Consider the following 19,577-nt stretch of genomic DNA (forward strand, 5'->3'; position numbering starts at 1 on the left):
CGGGTCTGGTCCTTTTGGACCAGACCCGGAATGACAAGGCCGCGCGAGGCAGGGGGAAGTTTTCACGATGGCGTCCAAGAACAGGCTCAGTCCGATCCCGCGTCCACCGGTCAAGCCGGTGGTCGGCAACATGCTGTCGCTGGATTCGACCGCGCCGGTGCAGCATCTGGCGCGGCTAGCGAAGGAGCTCGGGCCGATCTACTGGCTCGACATGATGGGCGCGCCGATCGTGATCGTCTCCGGCTACGACCTCGTCGACGAGCTCTCTGACGAGAAGCGCTTCGACAAGGCGGTGCGCGGCTCGCTGCGCCGCGTGCGCGCGGTCGGCGGCGACGGCCTGTTCACCGCCGATACCAACGAGCCGAACTGGGGCAAGGCGCACAACATCCTGCTGCAGCCGTTCGGCAACCGCGCCATGCAGTCCTATCACCCGAGCATGGTCGACATCGCCGAGCAGCTCGTGAAGAAATGGGAGCGGCTCAACGCCGACGACGAGATCGACGTCGTCCACGACATGACCGCGCTGACGCTGGATACGATCGGCCTGTGCGGTTTCGACTATCGCTTCAACTCGTTCTACCGGCGCGATTACCACCCCTTCGTGGAGTCGCTGGTGCGCTCGCTGGAAACCATCATGATGACCCGCGGGCTGCCGATGGAGAATCTGTGGATGCAGAAGCGGCGGCGCGATCTTGCCGCCGACGTCGCCTTCATGAACAAGATGGTGGACGAGATCATCGCCGAGCGCCGCCGCAATGCCGAGGCCGAGCAGAAGGACATGCTGGCGGCGATGATGACCGGCGTCGACCGCGCATCTGGCGAACAGCTCGACGACGTCAACATCCGCTACCAGATCAACACCTTCCTGATCGCGGGTCATGAAACCACCAGCGGGCTGCTGTCCTGCACCATCTACGCGCTGCTCAAGCATCCGGAGGTGCTGAAGAAGGCCTATGAGGAGGTCGATCGTGTGCTCGGCTCCGACACCAACGTCAAGCCGACCTACCAGCAGGTCACCCAGCTCACCTACATCACCCAGATCCTGAAAGAGGCGCTGCGGCTGTGGCCGCCGGCGCCTGCCTATGGCATCGCGCCGCTCAAGGACGAGACCATCGGTGGCAAGTACAAGCTCAGGAAGGGCACCTTCATCACGGTCCTGGTGCTCGGGCTGCATCGCGACCCAAGCGTCTGGGGGCCGAATCCCGACGCCTTCGATCCGGAAAATTTCAGCCGCGAGGCCGAGGCCAAGCGGCCTGCCAACGCCTGGAAGCCGTTCGGCAACGGCCAGCGCGCCTGCATCGGCCGCGGCTTCGCGATGCACGAGGCGGCGCTGGCGATCGGCATGATCCTGCAGCGCTTCAAGCTGGTCGACCATCACCGCTACCAGATGCATCTGAAGGAGACGCTGACGATCAAGCCGGACGGATTCAAGATCAAGGTGCGCCCGCGCACCGATCGCGATCGTTCCGTCCCAGCCGGCGCGGCGGTCCAGGCAGTGGCCTCACCGGCCGCATCGGCGCCGCGGGCGCGGACACGGCCCGGCCACAACACGCCGCTGCTCGTGCTCTACGGGTCGAACCTCGGCACCGCCGAGGAGTTGGCCACGCGGGTCGCCGACCTCGCCCAGGTCAACGGCTTCGCCAGCAAGCTTGCCCCGCTCGACGATTATGTCGACAAGCTGCCGAAGGAAGGCGGCGTCCTGATCTTCTGCGCCTCGTACAACGGCGCCCCTCCCGACAACGCCACGCAGTTCGTCAAATGGCTGAGCGACGATCTGCCGAAGGACGCCTTTGCCGGCGTCCGCTACGCCGTGTTCGGCTGCGGCAACAGCGACTGGGCTGCGACCTATCAGTCGGTGCCGCGCCTGATCGACGAGAAATTGCGCGACCATGGCGGCCGCAGCGCCTATGCGCGCGGCGAGGGCGATGCCCGCAGCGATCTCGACGGCCAGTTCGAGAGCTGGTTTGCCGCGGCGGCGCCCGTGGCGGTGAAGGAATTCGGCGTCGATTCCAAGTTCAGCCGCTCGGCCGATGACGAGCCGTTGTACCGGATCGAGCCGGTGGCGCCGACCGCGATCAACACCGTGGTGGTGCAGGGCGGTGCGGTGCCTATGAACGTGCTTGATAACGACGAGCTTCAGAACAAGGCTGGCGCGAATCCGTCCGACCGCTCGACCCGCCACATCGAGGTGCAACTGCCGGCCGGCGCGGCCTATCGTGTCGGCGATCATCTGAGCGTGGTGCCGCGCAACGACCCGGCGCTGGTCGATCGGGTGGCGCGCCGCTTCGGCTTCCTGCCGGCCGACCAGATCCGGCTGCAGGTGGCGGAAGGCCGCCGCGCGCAATTGCCGGCGGGAGAGCCGATCTCGGTCGGGCGGCTGCTCACCGAATTCGTCGAGCTGCAGCAGGTCGCGACCCGCAAGCAGATCCAGATCATGTCGGAGCAAACCCGCTGCCCGGTGACCAAGCCCAAGCTCCTGGCGCTGATCGGCGACGATGCCGCATCGGGCGAGCGTTACCGCAGCGAGGTGCTGGACAGGCGCAAGTCGGTGTTCGACCTTCTGGAGGAATTCCCGGCCTGCGAGCTGCCGTTCCACGCCTATCTGGAGATGCTTTCGCTGCTCGCGCCGCGCTATTATTCGATCTCGTCCTCGCCCTCGAAGGGGTCGGAGCGCTGCAGCGTCACGGTCGGCGTGGTCGAGGCGCCCGCAAGTTCCGGGCGCGGCATCTACAAGGGCGTCTGCTCGAATTATCTCGCCAACCGCCGTATCGGCGACACCATCCACGCCACCGTGCGCGAGACCAAGGCCGGCTTCCGCCTGCCCGAGGACAATTCGGTGCCGATCATCATGATCGGGCCGGGCACCGGGCTCGCGCCGTTCCGCGGCTTCCTGCAGGAACGCGCGGCGCGCAGGGAGCGCGGCGCGACGCTCGGCCCCGCGATGCTGTTCTTCGGCTGCCGCCATCCCGACCAGGACTTTCTCTATGCCGACGAGCTGAAGGCCTTTGCGGCCGACGGAATCACCGAGCTCTACACCGCGTTCTCGCGCGCCGACAGCCAGAAGACCTATGTGCAGCATCTCGTCGCAGCACATAAGGATCGCGTCTGGGCGCTGATCGAGCAGGGGGCGATCGTCTATGTCTGCGGCGACGGCGGCAAGATGGAGCCGGACGTCAAGGCGGCCCTGGTTGCGATCCATCGCGAGCGCACCGGCGCCGATGCGGCGGCCAGCGCGCGCTGGATCGAGGAACTCGGCGCCAACAACCGCTACGTGCTGGACGTGTGGGCCGGCGGTTAGCTGCCGACCTCTGCCAATGGAGGCGTTCGCGCCTATCGAAATTGACCGTTGTTTGCAGCTTTAGCTTGGGGGCGACCGACACCATGGCCGATGCACCGAAGTCAGACGCAGACTATGTCGAAGCCGCTTACGCGGATGCGATTCAGCTCCTGTACAAGCAGTTATTCACGGGAATTGATACCCAGCCAGCCAACGAGAAAGAATTCCTGGCGCATTTTACGACCGGCCTTGCGGCTGCGCGACGAGCCAAAGAGCTTGGGCTGGGCGCGCTGAAGCCACAAATCTCGCCGACTGCGATTGCCGAGATAACGGTGCAAAAAACCCGGCGCAAGCCCCGCTCGCGCTAGCCTCCAGTGCGCGTTTCGCCCGCCTCGGCGATTCGAAACGAGGCGATGTGCGTCCCACCCTTCTAGAACATCGTGTTGTTGTTGGCAGGATTCTCTGGAATCGGCTGGCCGACGTCCCAATGCTCGACGATCTTGCCGTTTTCGAGCTTGAAGATGTCGATGATCGCGGTACCTCTTGTGCCGGGCTCGCGAACCGCGTGAACGTGCAGGATGACGTAATCGCCGTCCACGAACGAGCGCTTGATCTCGCTGTGCGAGTTCGGGAATTTTTCGCGCAGGAAGGCGATGAACTTGCGGAAACCGTCGGGCCCGTCGGCCGCGTTCGGGTTGTGCTGCACATAGCGGTCGCCGACATAGGCGAGCGCGCCGTCGGCGTCCTTCTGATTGAGCCCTTTTTCATAGAAGGCGAGCACAGCCTTCCGGTTGGCCTCCTGCTGGGTCTCCGCCGAGGCCGCGCTCGCGCCCAAGGAAGCAAGCGCCAGAAGGATCGTCGCGGCGATTGCCGCGCGCGGTCGCAAGACGCAGTCCATGCTGAAGCTCCTGATAGCGGAAAGCGCCTGTCTCGCGCGTTGCAGTGCGCCCTGCATAGGCTGCCGGGCGATCGGCCGGAAGAGCGCACGTCGGGTTCACCAGGTTACTTTGAGGAAACCCGGGTCACGCCGCCTTGGCGGCGGCGCCATGCGCGTGCTTGTCGATGGCGTCGATGATTTGCGGCCACATCGGGATCGGCAGGGCGTGTCCCATGCCCTCGATCATCAGAAGCCTGGCGCCTGGAATCGAGGCGGCGGTGTCCTTGCCGCCCTCCGGCCGCACCAGCGGATCGACCGTGCCGTGGATCACGAGGGTCGGCGCCTTCACCGCGGCGAGGCGCTGCTTGCGGCTGCCGGAGGCGAGGATGGCCCGCAGCTGCCGGCCGACGCCGGCCGGGTTGAGCCCGCGCTCAAAGGTGCGTTCGGCGCGCGAGCGGTCGAGCGCCTCGTCCTCGGGAAAGCTGCCGACCCGCAGCACCTTCCAAGTCTGCGCGAAGCGTTCGAAATATTCCTCCCTGGTCGCGGGCGGCGGCGCGGTCAGGACCGCGGCCGCCTCGCGGGTCGGCGGCGGCACGCGCGGATTGCCGGTCGTCGACATGATCGAGGTCAGCGAGCGCACCCGCTGCGGAAACTCGATCGCGACTTCCTGGGCGATCATGCCGCCCATGGAGGCGCCGACCAGATGCGCCGACTTGATGCCGAGCGCATCCATCAGCCCGATCGTGTCCCGGGCCATGTCGATGAGCCGGTAGGGCGCGGCGACCGGAATCCGCAGGAAGCGCAGTTTCAGGAATTCCAGCGCGCTCAGCCGTCCGCCGCCGGCAAGCTTCGAGGATTTGCCGATGTCGCGGTTGTCGAAGCGGATCACGCGAAAGCCGCGCGCGGCGAGCCTGCGGCAGAACTCGTCATCCCAATGGATCATCTGGGCGCCGAGCCCCATGATGAGCAGGATCGGCTCGGCGTCGGGCGCGCCGAAGATTTCGTAACAGATGTCGATGCCGTTGGCGTGGGCGATCTGCGGCGGCTGATGGGCGGTTGCGTTCACGGCGATCCTCGAGAGCGGTAGCGGGATCGGAACTGTATGACATGGTTTCCGCCGCCGCGAGAAGTCCTTGTCGGAAGGTCTTGGACGCAGCGCAGTTGACCGGGTCGCCGCGACGGTGTCGTATGTCGGAAACGACGGGGAAAACCCTGCAGGAGGAGGACGCCATGGTCGACAAGAATAACGACCCGATGGTGCTGTGGCACACCATGATCGGGGAACTGGAAAAGGGATTCAATTCGTTCGCGAACCAGGCCATGGCTTCGCCGGAATTCTCGCGCGCGATGAACCAGGCCGGCGGCGCCGCCGCCGGCGCCCAGAAGCAGCTTGGCGAGCTGATGGAAAAATACCTGCTCGCCATGAACCTGCCGAGCCGGGTCCAACTCGTCGGCATGGCCGAGCGGCTGCAATCCATCGAAGGACAGCTCCATGAGATCAAGGCGATGCTGTTGCAGATGAACAGGGATGCCGGTGCGCCCGGGTTTGCGGCCACGCCGCGTCCGCCGCGCACCAGGCAGCCGCCGTCCTCGTCCGGAGAGCAGACATGAGCGCGCCCACCGCCGCCGATGAACGGCGGAAGGCAGCCGATGGCGGGCTTGACCTGGCCGCGATGTCGGAACGCATCCAGAGCGAGGTGCAGCGCGCGATCCAGCGCAGCATCAAGGGCGCCGAATATTTCTCGACCTCGGGCCCCGCGCTCGGCTCGACCCCGAAGGACGTGATTCATTCCCGCGGCACGATGAACCTCTATCACTACCGCCCGATGGCAAGCGAAGTCTATCGCGTGCCGATCCTGATCGTGATGGCGACCACCAATCGCGGCTACATCCTCGACATGGTGCCGGGCCAGAGCTTCATCGAGTTCCTCCTGAAACGCGGCTACGACGTCTACATGCTGGACTGGACCGCGCCGAAGCCCGAAGAAAAGGGCCTGCGGATGGAGGACTACGTCCTCGACTTCGTCCCGGACAGCATCCGCCGCGTGCAGCAGGATTCCGGCGAAACGGATGTTTCCGTGATCGGCTACTGTTTCGGCGGGGTGCTGTCGCTCCTGTACGGCTCGATCTTTCACGACGGGCCGATGAAGAACCTGATCTGCTTCACGACGCCGATCGACTTCCGCGAGATGAAGCTGTTCCAGAATTTCTCCGACCGCCGCTATTTCGACGTCGATCGCCTGGTCGATTCCGTCGGCAACGTGCCGCCGGAAATGATCCTGTCCTCGTTCGAGATGCTGCGGCCCGCCTCGCGCGCCGTCAGCCAGGTGCAGCTCTGGGAGAACATCTGGAACGACGAATATGTGAAGTCGTACCGGATGTTCGACCGCTGGGCGACCGACACGCTGCCCTTGGCCGGCGAATATTTCCGCGCCATCACCAAGGACCTGATGTGGGACAACAAGCTCTATAACGGCACCATGACGGTCGGCGGCCGGCCCGCGGATCTCACGAAAATCAAGGTGCCGATCCTGCATGCGGTCGCCGAGCACGATCACATCGTGCCCTATGACGCGGCCAAGCATCTGATCCCGCGGGTCTCTTCGACTGACAGGGAAGAGGTGATGCTGAAGGGTGGGCATGTCAGCCTGGTCGCCGGTGCCAACGCGATCAAGCGGCTGTGGCCGAAACTGGACTCCTGGCTAGCTGGAAGGTCGACATGAGCGAGCAACGTTCCTATCCGCGCCACGTCAAGACCGACGCCGGCGACATCGAATTCCGCCTGATGGAGCGCGCCGACGAGGCGGCCGTGCTCGCCTTCGCGCAGAAGCTGCCGACCCACGACCTCTTGTTCCTGCCGCGCAACATCAGCCAGCCCAAGGTGCTCGCGGCGTGGGTCAACGAGATCGAGCGCGGCGCAATCACGAGCCTGCTCGCGATCAAGGGCGACGAGGTGGTCGGCTGCGGCACGCTGGTGCGGGATCCGCATTCCTGGTCGCCCCATGTCGGCGAGATCCGCATGGTGGTGTCGCTATCCGTGCGCGGGGAGGGGGTCGGGCGGGCACTCTCGCAGGAGACCTTTGCGCTCGCGCTGGGCGCGGGACTGGACAAGCTCTCGGTGCAGATGACGGTCGACCAAAGGGCCGCGATCACTTTGTTCGAGAGCCTCGGCTTCCGCGCCGAAGCGCTGCTGCGCGACCATGTCCGCGATGTCGACGGCAACACCCACGACATCGTCGTGCTTGGGCACAACATTGCCCAGGTGCGCGGCCAGCTCGAGGCGTATGGCGTGTCGGATGCGGTAAGATAATACTTCCGACAGACGTCACTAAATATCACGGTGTCGTGATATCGCATCGCAACATTCGTGTTGCGGTGCACCATTAACTGTGGCATGACAATTGCGCCCCGGGCCAGTCCGGACGGGGTGAGCCCATAGCTCAAACCGAGGATGGAGAGACCCATGACCACCGAAACCAACACCGTGTTCGACACCGTGAAAGACGCCTTTGCCCCCGTCACCGAGGCCCTGAAGAACTTCCAGAACGTGGAAGTCCCCGAGGCTGCCCGCGAGTTCGTCAAGAAGACAGCCAACACCGCCAAGGACCGCGCGGCCGACGTCTATGCCGGTTCGGAGAAGGTGACTGCCGCGATCGAGGCCGCCGTGTCCGACTCGGTCACCGAGGCCGCCAAGATCAGCCGCAACATCCAGCAGGCGCTCTACCAGGACGCGGAAGCGTTCTTCGCCGGCATCGACAAGCTGGCCTCCGCCAAGTCGCTCAACGAGGCGGTGCAGATCCAGTCCGACCTCGTGCGTGCGCGCGGCGAGGTACTGATCTCCCGGGCCAAGTCGACCACCGAATATTTCGGCAAGCTCGTTGCCAACGGTGCGAAGGCCGCCCAGGACAATTTCGCCAAGGTCTACAACAAGACCGCGTAAATTGCGTTCGATCGGCGGACAAGTTCGAGGGCCCGCGTCACGCGGGCCTTCTTTTTGTCTGCGGCCGGCATAGATCACACACGTCATTTGCGAGGAGCGCACGCGACGAAGCAATCCAGTCGTGGTTTGAGTTCGCTGGATTGCTTTGCATAGTCTATCCTCGGGCGGCGCTTTTGCGCCGACCATCGGCTCACAGTGATGGCTAATCTGGGCAGGACCAGCTTTTCAAAAGAGCCATGACCACCACATCACGCACATTCTCCTTCGACGCGCCCGGTGATGCTTCACGCGCCGCCGAGCTCCGGCGCGTGAAGGCGCTGGCGACGCTGGTGCTGGCCTCGACGCTTGCCCTGTTCGTCGCCGCGAAGCTGCTCTTGAACGTCCATCCGATGTTCGGCTTCGTCGCGGCCTTTGCCGAGGCCGCCACCATCGGCGGGCTCGCCGACTGGTACGCGGTGGTCGCGCTGTTTCGCCGACCGCTCGGCCTGCCGATCCCGCACACCGCGATCATCCAGAGCAACCAGGAGCGCATCGCCGACAAGCTCGGCGAATTCATCGAGGTGCACTTCCTCGAGGCGACACCGGTCGAAGCCAAGCTGCGCGAGGTCGATTTCGGCAGCTTCATCGCCGACTGGCTGCGCGACCGCAAGCGGAGCAACGATCTCGCGCGCTTCACGCTGCGGCTTCTGCCCGAGGCGTTTTCGGCGACCGAAAGCTCGGGGCTGATGAACTTCATCGCGCGCCGGATGACCGCGCAGTTGCAGGCGATCGACGTCGCGCCGCTCGCCGCCGGCACGCTGCGCGCCTTCGTCGAGGAGGGCCGCCACCAGGTGCTGTTCGACGACTTCCTGCGCATCATCCATGACACGCTGACGCAGGCCGAGACCATGGCGATGATCCGCGCCAAGGTCCGCGACGAGCTGCCGACGCTGCTCAAGCTCTATCGCACCGACAGGTTCCTGGTGAACAAGATCGTCGCCTCTGCCACGAAATTCTTCGACGAGGTGAGAAACGATCCAGCCCACCCGTTCCGCGGCGAGTTCGACCGCATGGTGTTGTCCTTTGTCGATCGGCTTTCGACCGACAAGAACTATGCCGACCGGCTCGACGGGTTGAAGCGCGATCTTCTGGCGCGCCCCGAGCTTTCCGAGCTCGTGCGCAACGTCTGGTCCAACGCGCGCACCTTCATCGAACGCAGCGCCGCGAGCGAAACCGGCGTGCTGCAGCATCATCTGGCGCGGATGTTCGTCGCCGCTGGGGAGGCGCTCGCAGGCGATGCCGAGCTGCGTAGCGAGATCAACAACGGACTCGTCGCGGTCCTGCGCTCCTTCATCGCCGATCAGAAGAGCGGCGTCTCGACCTTCATCTCCGATCAGGTCAAGTCCTGGAACATGTCGCAGCTGATCGCGCTGATCGAGATCAATATCGGCAAGGACCTGCAATATATCCGCTTCAACGGCTCGCTGATCGGGGGCCTTGCCGGCCTTGCGCTTTACACGGCCGAATCTCTGCTGCGCTTATTGTGATTAATAGATCACGACAACGTTTTTAGTTGTGGCTGCGGCATTGCGGCCTGCTTGAAACGCCAAAAGCTCTTCCTTAGCTTTTCATGAGTGTTTGTTGCGCCGCACGGTTTGTTGCGCTGCGGAATATTCCGCGAGGTTTTATTCAGGAATCGGCCGGTCGTTGCGATCTCGCGCGAGCCGGTTACGAGAAGGAGATATGATGTCGGTTGCTGCACACACGCTTCGCCCGCCTTCAAGAACGCTGATGTTCCTGGAAGGGCGTGCCTTGCACGAACTCGGCGCCTTCGTCGGCGCGCTGCCACTGCTCTCGCTCGCGCCGCGCGGCGACGGCCATCCTGTGCTGGTGCTGCCCGGGCTTGTCGCGTCCGACGTCTCCACGCGCCCGCTGCGCGCATTCCTGCGCACGCGCGGCTACGCGGTGAAGGGCTGGGGGCAGGGGCGCAATCTGGGCCTGCGCCCCGGCGTGCAGCAGGCGATGGTCGATCTCGTGCAGGAGATGAGCGACACCCACGGCCGCAAGATCTCGCTGGTCGGCTGGAGTCTCGGCGGCCTCTATGCACGACAGCTCGCCAAGATGATGCCGGAGCGCGTGCGCGGCGTGATCACGCTGGGCAGTCCGTTCGCCGCCGGCCCGAAGTCGACCAACGCCTGGCGCGTCTATGAGTTCGCGAGCGGCCGCCGCGCCGAGGAGGAAGATGCGCGCTTCGGCGGCTCGCTCGCCGGCTGTCCGCCGGTGCCGACCACCGCGATCTTCAGCCGCACCGACGGCATCTGCGCCTGGCAGGGCTGCGTGGAAAAGACCTCCGCGACGTCGGAAAGCATCGAGGTCGAGAGCAGCCATTGCGGCATGGGTCACCATCCGGCCGCGGTCTATGCGGTTGCCGAACGCCTCGCGCAGCCGGAAGGGGCGTGGAAGCCGTTCGATCGTTCCGGCTGGCGGAGCGTCATCTTTCCCGATCCGAACCGGTGATCGGCGCGTTGCTTTCGGTCATGGCCGGGCTTGTCCCGGCCATCGGCGTTTTGTTGCGGATCGATGCGAAGGACGTGGATGCCCGGCGCGCGGCCGGGCATGACGACGTCACGTATCGACAAGCGACATTGTTGTGAACCGATGAAACGCGGTATGCGTTGAAACATGCCGCAGCCCGCCGCTCTTTCCCGCATCGTCGCCCAGCTCAAGCGAGAGCCCTCCCGCACCGGCTCGATCGTCGTGACCGTGTTCGGCGACGCCATCGTGCCGCGCGGCGGCTCCGTCTGGCTCGGCACGCTGCTCGAGTTCTTCCACGGGCTCGACGTCGATGCCACCGTGGTGCGCACGGCGATGTCGCGCCTCACAGCGGATGGCTGGTTCGAGCGCGAGAAGGTCGGCCGCAAGAGTTTCTACCGGCTGGTCGAGAGCGGGCGGCAGATATTCGATATCGCGACCCGTCATATCTATGATCCGCCGCCGTCGGAGTGGACCGGCCGGTTCGAACTCCTGTTGATCGAAAGCGCCGAGCATCGCGACGCGGCGCGCGAGGCCTTGAAGAGCGCGGGCTTCGGCAGCCCGCTGCCGGGCGTTTGGGTGGCGCCGTCGGGTGCGCCTGTCCCGCAGGAAGCGGCAACGGCGATCCGCCTCGAGGTTTCCGCCGAGGATGAGAGCGGCCGCCGCTTGCTTGGCGCGAGCTGGCCTTTGGAGCGTATCGCGGACGCGTATCAGACCTTCATGAAGACGTTCGATCCATTGCGCGGCTTGATCGAGCGCGAGCAGGGGCTCGGTGATGCCGATGCCTTCACCGCGCGAATCCTGCTGATCCACCAGTATCGCCGCGTGGTGCTGCGCGATCCGCTGCTGCCGATCGCGCTGTTGCCCAAGGACTGGCCGGGCGGCACCGCGCGCCAACTTTGCGGCGATATCTATCGCGCGCTGCTTCCGCAGTCCGAACAATGGCTTGACCGGCATGGAAGCAACGAAACCGGGCGCCTGCCGAAGGCCGGGGCTGATCTTTCGCTCCGGTTCCGCGACTGATCTTATGTTACAAAAAATGCTTGCATAAAGAAAATTATGTTATATGTTGGGGCCAACAAGATCGATCCTCGAGGGAGGTTGGCATGTACACCCAGGCGCTCAATACCGCTGAGGCCGACGACCGCCACGTCGAGGATGCCGCGCGCTCCGCGCAGTTTCAGGCCCGCATCGATGCCGAGGAGCGCATCGAGCCGAACGACTGGATGCCCGCCGCCTATCGCAAGACGCTGACGCGGCAGATTTCCCAGCACGCCCACTCCGAAATCGTCGGCATGCTGCCCGAGGGCAACTGGATCACGCGTGCGCCGTCGCTGCGCCGCAAGGCCGCGCTGCTCGCGAAGGTGCAGGACGAGTGCGGCCACGGGCTCTATCTCTACGCCGCCGCCGAGACGCTCGGCTCTTCGCGTGAGGAGCTGGTCGATGCGATGCTCGCCGGCAAGGCGAAATATTCCTCGATCTTCAACTATCCGACACTGACCTGGGCCGACATCGGCGCGATCGGCTGGCTGGTCGATGGCGCGGCGATCATGAACCAGATTCCGCTCTGCCGCTGCTCCTATGGGCCTTACGCGCGTGCCATGATCCGCGTCTGCAAGGAGGAGTCCTTCCACCAGCGCCAGGGCTTCGAGATCATGCTGACGCTGTCGCGCGGCACCGAAGAGCAGAAGGCGATGGCGCAGGATGCGCTGAACCGCTGGTGGTGGCCGGTCCTGATGATGTTCGGGCCGCCCGACAATCTCAGCCAGCACGGCGATGCCTCGACCAGGTGGAAGATCAAGCGCTTCTCCAACGACGAGCTGCGTCAGAAGTTCGTCGACGCCACCGTGCCGCAGGCGCACTTCCTCGGGCTGACCATTCCGGATGCCGGCATGACGCAGGATGCCGAGGGCCACTGGCGCTACAGCGAGATCGACTGGGAAGAGTTCAGGCAGGTGCTGGCCGGCAACGGCCCCTGCAACCGCGACCGCCTGGCGTCGCGGCGCAAGGCGCATGAAGAGGGCGCCTGGGTCCGCGAGGCAGCCGCCGCCTACGCCGAAAAACGCAGCTATCGCCAGACAGCCCAGGCTGCCGAGTAGGCGAGCATGATCAGGAAAAGTGGGAACCGGTTTTCCGAAAAGATCATGCTCAAGTAACGAGGGAGGCCGCCATGGCCACGCCGAACACGCCGCTCTGGGAAGTCTTCATCCGCAGCCGCAACGGGCTCGCGCACAAGCATGTCGGCTCGCTGCATGCGACGGACGCGACGCTGGCGTTGCAGGCCGCGCGCGACATCTACACCCGCCGCGGCGAGGGGCTGTCGATCTGGGTGGTGCCGTCGAGCGCGATCACCGCGTCCGATCCCGCCGAGAAGGGCCCGATGTTCGAGCCGGCGGAATCCAAGATCTACCGGCATCCGACCTTCTACGACGTGCCGGACGAAGTCGGGCATATGTGAACTCATTGCGAGCGCAGCGAAGCAATCCAGCCGGGCCGTGAAAAATCTGAATTGCTTCGTCGCTATCGCTCCTCGCAGTGATGACAGATCGTACTTCGTACAGGATTTGAGCAACATGGCCGCCGCCAACATCCAGGTTTCCGAAACGCCGCTGGTGCTCTACGTGCTGCGCCGCGCCGACGATGCGCTGATCCTCGGCCACCGGCTGTCGGAGTGGTGCGGCCATGCGCCGATGCTGGAAGAGGACATGGCGCTCTCCAACATCGCGCTCGACCTGCTCGGCCAGGCGCGCGAACTCTTCGGCTACGCCGCGAAGGTCGAGGCAAAGGACAACGACGAGGACAAGTTCGCCTATCTGCGCGACGTCAGGCAGTACCGCAACCTTCTGCTGCTCGAGCAGCCGAACGGCGACTTTGCCCGCACTATGGTGCGGCAGCTGTTCTATTCGGCCTTCGCCGATCCCTATTGGCGCGCGATGATGAAGTCCGCCGATCCGACGCTCGGCGCGATCGCGGCGAAGTCGGAAAAGGAGAGCGCCTATCACCTGCGTCATGCTTCTGAATGGATCGTGCGACTCGGCGACGGTACCGCCGAGAGCCACGCGCGCGTGCAGGCCGCGATCGACGATCTCTGGGCCTTCACGGGCGAGATGTTTGTCGTCGACGAGGCCGAGCGCGCGCTGGTCGAGGCCGGCATCGCCGTTGATCCCGAAAGGCTGCGCCCGCAATGGCTGAAAACCCTTCGCGGCGTGGTGGAAGAGGCGACGCTGAAACTTCCCGCGAGCGACTGGATGCAGCAGGGCGGCCGCGTTGGCCGGCACAGCGAGCATCTCGGTCATCTGCTCAGCGAATTGCAGTCGATGCAGCGGACCTTTCCGGGGGCGACATGGTGAGCGCTCTTGCCAGCGACGCGGAGCTGCGCCAGCACGCCTGGGATGCCGCCGCGCAGGTGGTCGATCCGGAAATTCCGGTCCTGACCATTGCCGATCTCGGCGTGCTTCGCGACGTCACGGTGCGGGACGGCGAAATCGAGGTCACGATCACGCCGACCTATTCCGGCTGTCCGGCGATGAACATGATCGCGCTGGAGATCGAGCTGGCGCTGGAGCGCGAAGGTTTTCGCAAGCCCAAGGTCACGACCGTGCTGTCGCCGGCCTGGACCACGGAATGGATGAGCGAGGATGGCCGGCGCAAGCTGCGCGACTACGGCATCGCGCCGCCCGAGCGATCGGCCTCGCGCCGCGCGCTGTTCGGCGTGCAGCAGGTTGCCTGCCCGCAATGCGGCTCCGGCAACACCGAGCTTTTGTCCGAGTTCGGCTCGACCTCCTGCAAGGCGCTGTGGCGCTGCAAGAACTGCCGCGAACCATTTGATTATTTCAAGTGTCACTGATGTCCACACCGCGCTTTCATCGTCTTGCCGTGAACGACCTGCGCCGCGAGGCCGCCGATGCGGTGTCGCTGACCTTCGCGATCCCGAGCGAGCTCGCGGACGATTACCGCTTCACACCCGGCCAGTATCTGACGCTGCGGACCACGATGGACGGCGAGGAGGTTCGCCGGTCCTATTCGATCTGCTCCGGCCCTGATGATGGCGAGCTGCGCATCGCGGTGAAGAAGGTCGATGGCGGCGCGTTCTCGAGCTGGGCCGCCGACGAATTGAGATGCGGCGACGCGCTCGACGTGATGACGCCGACCGGCCGCTTCGGCATCGCGCCGGCGCCGGAGGAGGCCCGCATCCACGTCGGCTTTGCCGCGGGAAGCGGCATCACCCCGATCCTGTCGATCATCAAGGGCGTGCTGGCGCGCGAGCCGAACAGCCGCTTTTTCCTGTTCTACGGCAACCGCACCACGGAAGGCATCATGTTCCGTGAGGCGCTGGAGGAGCTGAAGGACCGCTTCCTTGAGCGCCTCGCGCTGTTCTACGTCATTTCAGGCGAGGAGCAGGACATCCCGATCCTGCAAGGCCGGCTCGATGGCGAGAAGGTCAAGGTGCTGCTGCGCTCGCTGGTGCCGGCGGCAACCGTCGACCATGTCTTCATCTGCGGCCCGACCGGCATGAGCGAGGAGATCGAGACGACCTGCCGCGACATCGGCATCGGCGAGGATCGCATCCATGTCGAGCGCTTCGTCTCGGGGCTTGGCGGCAAGCCGCGCCCGAAGGCCGTCGTGCCGGTTTCCGCGCCGCCGAAGGCGATCGCCGCCCTGATCATCGACGGCAAGCGGCGCGAGGTGCCGGTTGCCGAAGGCGAGGCCATTCTGGATGCCGCGCTGCGCGCCGGGATCGACCTGCCGTTCGCCTGCAAGGGCGGCATGTGCTCGACCTGCCGCGCCAAGCTCACCGAGGGTGAGGCGCAGATGGAGGTCAACTATTCGCTGGAGCCATGGGAGCTGAAGGCTGGCTTTGTGCTGACCTGCCAGGCCCGGCCGGTTTCCGAAAAGGTCGTGGTCGACTACGATCACGTCTAGCGCAACAAGACCAAACAACAATGGGAGGCCGCATTGAACGTGAAGGCCACGCTCTCGCCCGACGACCTGGCGCGCGCCTGCGCCGAGGCGATGTGGAAGGAAGACGACGCCAGCCGCGGGCTCGGCATGGAGATCGCCGAGATAAAGGCAGGGCAGGCGACGCTGACCATGACCGTGAAGCCGGAGATGGCGAACGGGCACGGCATCGCCCATGGCGGCTTCATCTTCACGCTGGCCGATTCCGCTTTCGCCTTTGCCTGCAACAGCCGCAACGAGCGCGTGGTGGCGGCGCAGGGCAGCATCACTTTTCTCAGGCCCGGCAAGCTCGGCGACCGTCTCGTCGCGACCGCGCGCGAGATCTCGCGCAGCGGGCGGTCCGGCATCTATGACGTGCGCGTCACTGCCGGCGATGTCGTGATCGCCGAGTTTCGCGGCCATTCCCGCGTCATCGGCGGGCCGTGGTTGCCGACAGGCGAGACCGGGACAAAATAAAAGGAAACGAGGGGAAACGCAGGATGGCTCAAGGGAAATTGCGGGCAACGCAAGGCGGCTACCGCGCCGAGCTGGATGAGACCGAGCGCGCCTCGCGCGATCAGATCATGGCGCTGCAGCAGAAGCGGCTCGCCTGGTCGCTCAAGCACGCCTACGACAATGTCGCCCATTACCGCAAGGCGTTCGACGCCGCCGGGGCGCATCCGTCCGATTTCAGGCAGCTTTCGGACCTGGCGAAATTCCCGTTCACCACCAAGCTCGACCTGCGCGACAACTACCCCTTCAAGATGTTCGCGGTCCCGCGCGAAAACCTGGTCCGCATCCATGCCTCCTCCGGCACCACGGGCAAGCCGATCGTGGTCGGCTACACCCGCGCCGATATCGGTGTGTGGTCGGAGGTGATGGCGCGGTCGATCCGCGCCGCCGGCGGACGCAGAGGCATGATCATCCACAACGCCTATGGCTACGGGCTGTTCACCGGCGGCCTCGGCGTGCACTACGGCGCCGAGCAGCTCGGCTGCACGGTGGTGCCGATTTCCGGCGGCATGACCGAGCGGCAGGTGCAGCTCATCAATGATTTTCGTCCCGACATCATCACGGTGACGCCGAGCTACATGCTGGCGATCCTCGACGAGTTCAAGCGGCAGGGCCTCGATCCCCGGAAATCGTCGCTGCGGTTCGGCATCTTCGGCGCCGAGCCCTGGACCAACGCGATGCGGTCGGAGATCGAGCAGGCCTTCGACATGGATGCGACCGATATCTACGGCCTCTCGGAGGTGATGGGGCCGGGCGTCGCGCAGGAATGCGTGGAGACCAAGGACGGCCTGCATGTCTGGGAGGACCATTTCTACCCGGAGATCATCGACCCCGACACCGGCGAGGTGCTGCCCGACGGCGAGAAGGGCGAACTGGTCTTCACCTCGCTGACCAAGGAGGCGTTCCCGGTCATCCGCTACCGCACCCGCGACCTGACGCGGCTGCTGCCGGGCACGGCGCGGCCCGGGATGCGGCGCATGGAGAAGGTCACCGGGCGCTCCGACGACATGATCATCCTGCGCGGCGTCAACGTGTTCCCGACCCAGATCGAGGAGGTGCTGCTCGCGACCGACTGGTGCGGCGGTCATTTCATCATCGAGCTGACCCGGGAGGGCCGCATGGACGAGATGGCGATCCTGGCCGAAGCCCGCCACGAGCACTGGGACGGCAGCGGGCTTGCGGTCCATGCCGAGAAGGTGTCCGACCTGATCAAGAACACGATCGGGATTTCGACCGCGGTCCGGATCGTGGCCCCCGACACGCTGGAACGCTCGCTCGGCAAGGCCAAGCGTGTTTACGACAGGCGGCCGAAAGGGTAACTCCTGCGAGAAGCCGTCGCCGCGGGGAACCGGGCGACCACATCCCTCGGACGGCGCTCCCGGCGCCTCCCGCGCGTGACGGCGCGCATGATCCGGAAAAGTGGCTACCGGTTTTCCGAAAAAATCATGCGCAAACAATAACCTAAAGCGCGATGATGGCTCGCCTAAGGCCATCGCGCTTTGGACGCTCGGGGAATGCACCATGGCCGTCGCCAATATCGCCGTCCTAGCCGGCCTCGTCATCGGCCTGATCTATGGTTCGGTCGGCCTCTTGAGCGGCTTCTGCATGATGAGCGGCCTGCGCGGCTGGTGGGCGGAAGGCGACGGCCGGCTGGTGCGCACCTATGCCCTGGCGATGGGCGTGGCGATCGCCGCCTCGCAGCTGCTGGTGACGCGGGGGCTGGTCGATCTGTCCAAGTCGATCTACCTGCAGCCGACCTTCTCGGTTCCGCTGATCTTCTTCGGCGGCCTCCTGTTCGGCTACGGCATGGTGCTGTCGAACGGCTGCGGCTCGCGCGCGCTGGTGCTGCTCGGCCGCGGCAACTTACGCTCCTTCGTCGTCGTGGTCGTGCTGGCGATCGCGGCGGAAATCACGCTGAAGGGCCTGATCGCGCCGCTGCGGATCGCGGCCCAGCAGTTCTCGCAGGTGACGACCAAATTCACCTCGCTGCCCACGCTGCTCGCGCATGCCGGCCTGAGCGAAGCGCTCGCGCGGATGTTCACGGCCTCCGTGATCGCGGCGGCGCTGATCATCTTCGCCTTCACCCATGCGCCGTTCCGCAAATCGCCGGGGCAGATCGCGGCCGGCTTTGTGGTCGGGCTCCTGATCGCGGCCGGCTGGTTTGCGACCGGCTTCCTGGCCCTCGATGACTTCAATCCGGTGCCGCTGAGCTCGCTGACCTTCGTCGCGCCGATCGCGGACGCCCTGCAATATGTGATGCTGTCGACCGGCTCGACGGTGAATTTCGGCATCGCCACCGTCGGCGGCGTGTTAGCGGGCTCGCTGGTGACGGCGCTCGCGACCGGTCGCTTCCGCTGGGAAGGCTACCAGTCGCCGCAGCACATGCTGCGCTCGGCGGGTGGCGCGGCGCTGATGGGGATCGGCGGGGTGATGGCGCTTGGCTGCTCGGTCGGCCAAGGCCTGACCGGCCTGTCGACGCTGGCGTTCACCTCCTTCGTCGCGGTGGCCGGCATCATGCTCGGCACCGCCGCGGGCCTGCGCGGCGCGCTCCGCGTCCGCCCGCTGGCGCAGGCCTAGCCTTTGGAAGTGGCGAGCCGCATCACCTCGCGATAGCCGGGCCGCACCTCCATGCGCTTGATCAGGCCTTTCTCGACCAGGAGCCGATGCGCCTCGGGCAGGCGGTAGCAGGGCAGGTACATGAAGAGGTGGTGCTCGGCGTGGTAGTTGACCCAGTAGGGCGCGATCAGCAGCCGTTCGATCGGATTCGCGAGCGTCGTGCGCGCATGGCTGAATGGGTCCTCGCCGGTCGAGGTGCAGGCATGTTCGGCGATGTTGCGGATCCGCGTCACCAGCGACAGCCAGGTCGCCATCGCAACCAGCCAGACCACGAAGAACCAGACGCCGGCACCCGCTAGCCAGAACAGGACGAACAGGAGCGCGTTCACGCCAAGGAAGCGCGCCATCTTTTCCCGGCCCGTCGCCACGAAGCTCTCATGCGTCACCGGCGTATCCTTCCCGGCGCGCCTGAACAGCGACAGGAACAGCGGCAGCCGCTGCTTCACAAAAGTCTGCCCGGTGAGATCGCGGATCGCCTTCCGCCTGTAGCTCTCGGTGGAGATCGGAAACGGCGCCGACAGCGAGAGATCAGGGTCTTCCGGCTGCTGCGTGAACTTGTGGTGTTGCAGGTGATAGGCGCGGTAGCTGGCGAGATCGGCGCCGACCGGCACCGCGCACAGCCATTGTCCGACGAATTCGTTGACCGCCTTGTTGGCATGAAGCCCGCCATGGGCGGCCTCGTGCATCAGGATCGCCAGGCCCAGCTGGCGCGTGCCGACGACCATTACCGCGACAAGCCAGGTCAGCGGGTTCGGCCAGAGCGCGACCAGCGCGATGCAGGCGGCGATGGTGCCCCAGGCATGTGCGACCAGCCACATCCCGCGCCACGAGCTGCGCGACGTCAGGCGGCTCCATTCCTCCGGCGCGAATACGGTCCTCGGATCGATGCGCTTGACGACTGGCAT

The 19,577-nt window shown here is 65.3% G+C and carries 21 protein-coding genes; 18 read left to right on the top strand and 3 right to left on the bottom strand.

The genetic code is table 11. The features are described from left to right. The first annotated feature begins 67 nt into the window (after window positions 1-67). Together QOU61_RS12765 and QOU61_RS12770 are read left to right on the top strand one after the other, a co-directional pair. The gene (locus tag QOU61_RS12765) at window positions 68-3,298 is read left to right on the top strand and encodes a bifunctional cytochrome P450/NADPH--P450 reductase (protein WP_289658863.1); all 3,231 of its coding nucleotides are present in this window, start codon (window positions 68-70) and stop codon (window positions 3,296-3,298) included. Window positions 3,299-3,381: 83 nt separating this feature from the next. Beyond that, complete coding sequence (locus tag QOU61_RS12770) at window positions 3,382-3,645, top strand: hypothetical protein (protein WP_289658865.1); 264 nt, start codon at window positions 3,382-3,384, stop codon at window positions 3,643-3,645. A 62-nt stretch (window positions 3,646-3,707) separates the two neighbouring features. Here the strand turns inward: QOU61_RS12770 and QOU61_RS12775 are convergent, their stop codons facing one another. Next, the gene (locus QOU61_RS12775; RefSeq protein ID WP_289658867.1) at window positions 3,708-4,175 is read right to left on the bottom strand and encodes a nuclear transport factor 2 family protein; all 468 of its coding nucleotides are present in this window, start codon (window positions 4,173-4,175) and stop codon (window positions 3,708-3,710) included. A 124-nt stretch (window positions 4,176-4,299) separates the two neighbouring features. Continuing rightward, entirely contained in the window at window positions 4,300-5,220 is a 921-nt protein-coding gene (locus tag QOU61_RS12780) for an alpha/beta fold hydrolase (RefSeq protein ID WP_289658869.1), read from the bottom strand. 164 nt (window positions 5,221-5,384) lie between these two features. Here QOU61_RS12780 and QOU61_RS12785 point away from each other — a divergent pair, with 164 nt between their 5' ends. From QOU61_RS12785 to QOU61_RS12860, 16 genes are all read left to right on the top strand, one after another. Beyond that, window positions 5,385-5,765, top strand: a complete 381-nt coding sequence (locus QOU61_RS12785; protein WP_289658871.1) for a hypothetical protein — start codon at window positions 5,385-5,387, stop codon at window positions 5,763-5,765. Next, complete coding sequence (locus tag QOU61_RS12790; protein WP_289658872.1) at window positions 5,762-6,877, top strand: PHA/PHB synthase family protein; 1,116 nt, start codon at window positions 5,762-5,764, stop codon at window positions 6,875-6,877. Before QOU61_RS12785 ends, QOU61_RS12790 begins: the two co-directional genes overlap by 4 nt. After that, the gene (locus QOU61_RS12795) at window positions 6,874-7,464 is read left to right on the top strand and encodes a GNAT family N-acetyltransferase (RefSeq protein ID WP_289658873.1); all 591 of its coding nucleotides are present in this window, start codon (window positions 6,874-6,876) and stop codon (window positions 7,462-7,464) included. The genes QOU61_RS12790 and QOU61_RS12795 overlap by 4 nt, the downstream gene beginning before the upstream one ends. Window positions 7,465-7,617: 153 nt before the next feature. Continuing rightward, window positions 7,618-8,094: a phasin gene (locus QOU61_RS12800; RefSeq protein WP_289658875.1), complete on the top strand. Its 477-nt coding sequence runs from the start codon at window positions 7,618-7,620 to the stop codon at window positions 8,092-8,094. 236 nt (window positions 8,095-8,330) lie between these two features. Beyond that, window positions 8,331-9,620 (top strand): DUF445 domain-containing protein, encoded by a 1,290-nt coding sequence (locus QOU61_RS12805; protein WP_289658876.1) that lies wholly within the window; start codon window positions 8,331-8,333, stop codon window positions 9,618-9,620. A 199-nt stretch (window positions 9,621-9,819) separates the two neighbouring features. Next, entirely contained in the window at window positions 9,820-10,590 is a 771-nt protein-coding gene (locus QOU61_RS12810; RefSeq protein ID WP_289658877.1) for an esterase/lipase family protein, read from the top strand. Beyond that, on the top strand, window positions 10,587-10,727 hold the full coding sequence (locus QOU61_RS12815; RefSeq protein WP_289658878.1) for a hypothetical protein: 141 nt from the start codon (window positions 10,587-10,589) through the stop codon (window positions 10,725-10,727). The genes QOU61_RS12810 and QOU61_RS12815 overlap by 4 nt, the downstream gene beginning before the upstream one ends. 28 nt (window positions 10,728-10,755) lie before the next feature. Then, window positions 10,756-11,628 carry a phenylacetic acid degradation operon negative regulatory protein PaaX gene (paaX, locus tag QOU61_RS12820; RefSeq protein WP_289658880.1) on the top strand — a complete coding sequence of 291 codons (873 nt, stop codon included), beginning with the start codon at window positions 10,756-10,758 and terminating at the stop codon, window positions 11,626-11,628. Window positions 11,629-11,711: 83 nt separating this feature from the next. Further along, complete coding sequence (paaA, locus tag QOU61_RS12825; RefSeq protein ID WP_289658882.1) at window positions 11,712-12,704, top strand: 1,2-phenylacetyl-CoA epoxidase subunit PaaA; 993 nt, start codon at window positions 11,712-11,714, stop codon at window positions 12,702-12,704. Between the two features lie 71 nt (window positions 12,705-12,775). Then, window positions 12,776-13,063, top strand: a complete 288-nt coding sequence (paaB, locus tag QOU61_RS12830) for a 1,2-phenylacetyl-CoA epoxidase subunit PaaB (RefSeq protein WP_289658883.1) — start codon at window positions 12,776-12,778, stop codon at window positions 13,061-13,063. Between the two features lie 115 nt (window positions 13,064-13,178). Next, window positions 13,179-13,955, top strand: a complete 777-nt coding sequence (paaC, locus tag QOU61_RS12835; protein WP_289658885.1) for a 1,2-phenylacetyl-CoA epoxidase subunit PaaC — start codon at window positions 13,179-13,181, stop codon at window positions 13,953-13,955. After that, on the top strand, window positions 13,949-14,452 hold the full coding sequence (paaD, locus tag QOU61_RS12840) for a 1,2-phenylacetyl-CoA epoxidase subunit PaaD (protein ID WP_289658887.1): 504 nt from the start codon (window positions 13,949-13,951) through the stop codon (window positions 14,450-14,452). The genes paaC and paaD overlap by 7 nt, the downstream gene beginning before the upstream one ends. After that, window positions 14,452-15,528, top strand: a complete 1,077-nt coding sequence (gene paaE, locus QOU61_RS12845; RefSeq protein WP_289658889.1) for a 1,2-phenylacetyl-CoA epoxidase subunit PaaE — start codon at window positions 14,452-14,454, stop codon at window positions 15,526-15,528. Before paaD ends, paaE begins: the two co-directional genes overlap by 1 nt. 33 nt (window positions 15,529-15,561) lie before the next feature. Continuing rightward, window positions 15,562-16,020 (top strand): hydroxyphenylacetyl-CoA thioesterase PaaI, encoded by a 459-nt coding sequence (paaI, locus tag QOU61_RS12850; protein ID WP_289658891.1) that lies wholly within the window; start codon window positions 15,562-15,564, stop codon window positions 16,018-16,020. Window positions 16,021-16,043: 23 nt separating this feature from the next. Next, on the top strand, window positions 16,044-17,375 hold the full coding sequence (paaK, locus tag QOU61_RS12855) for a phenylacetate--CoA ligase PaaK (RefSeq protein WP_289658892.1): 1,332 nt from the start codon (window positions 16,044-16,046) through the stop codon (window positions 17,373-17,375). Window positions 17,376-17,577: 202 nt separating this feature from the next. After that, entirely contained in the window at window positions 17,578-18,633 is a 1,056-nt protein-coding gene (locus QOU61_RS12860; RefSeq protein WP_289658894.1) for a YeeE/YedE family protein, read from the top strand. Here the strand turns inward: QOU61_RS12860 and QOU61_RS12865 are convergent. Then, complete coding sequence (locus QOU61_RS12865; protein ID WP_289658896.1) at window positions 18,630-19,577, bottom strand: fatty acid desaturase family protein; 948 nt, start codon at window positions 19,575-19,577, stop codon at window positions 18,630-18,632. The genes QOU61_RS12860 and QOU61_RS12865 overlap by 4 nt on opposite strands.

The sequence above is a fragment of the Bradyrhizobium sp. NP1 genome (genome assembly GCF_030378205.1).
GTDB lineage: Bacteria > Pseudomonadota > Alphaproteobacteria > Rhizobiales > Xanthobacteraceae > Bradyrhizobium.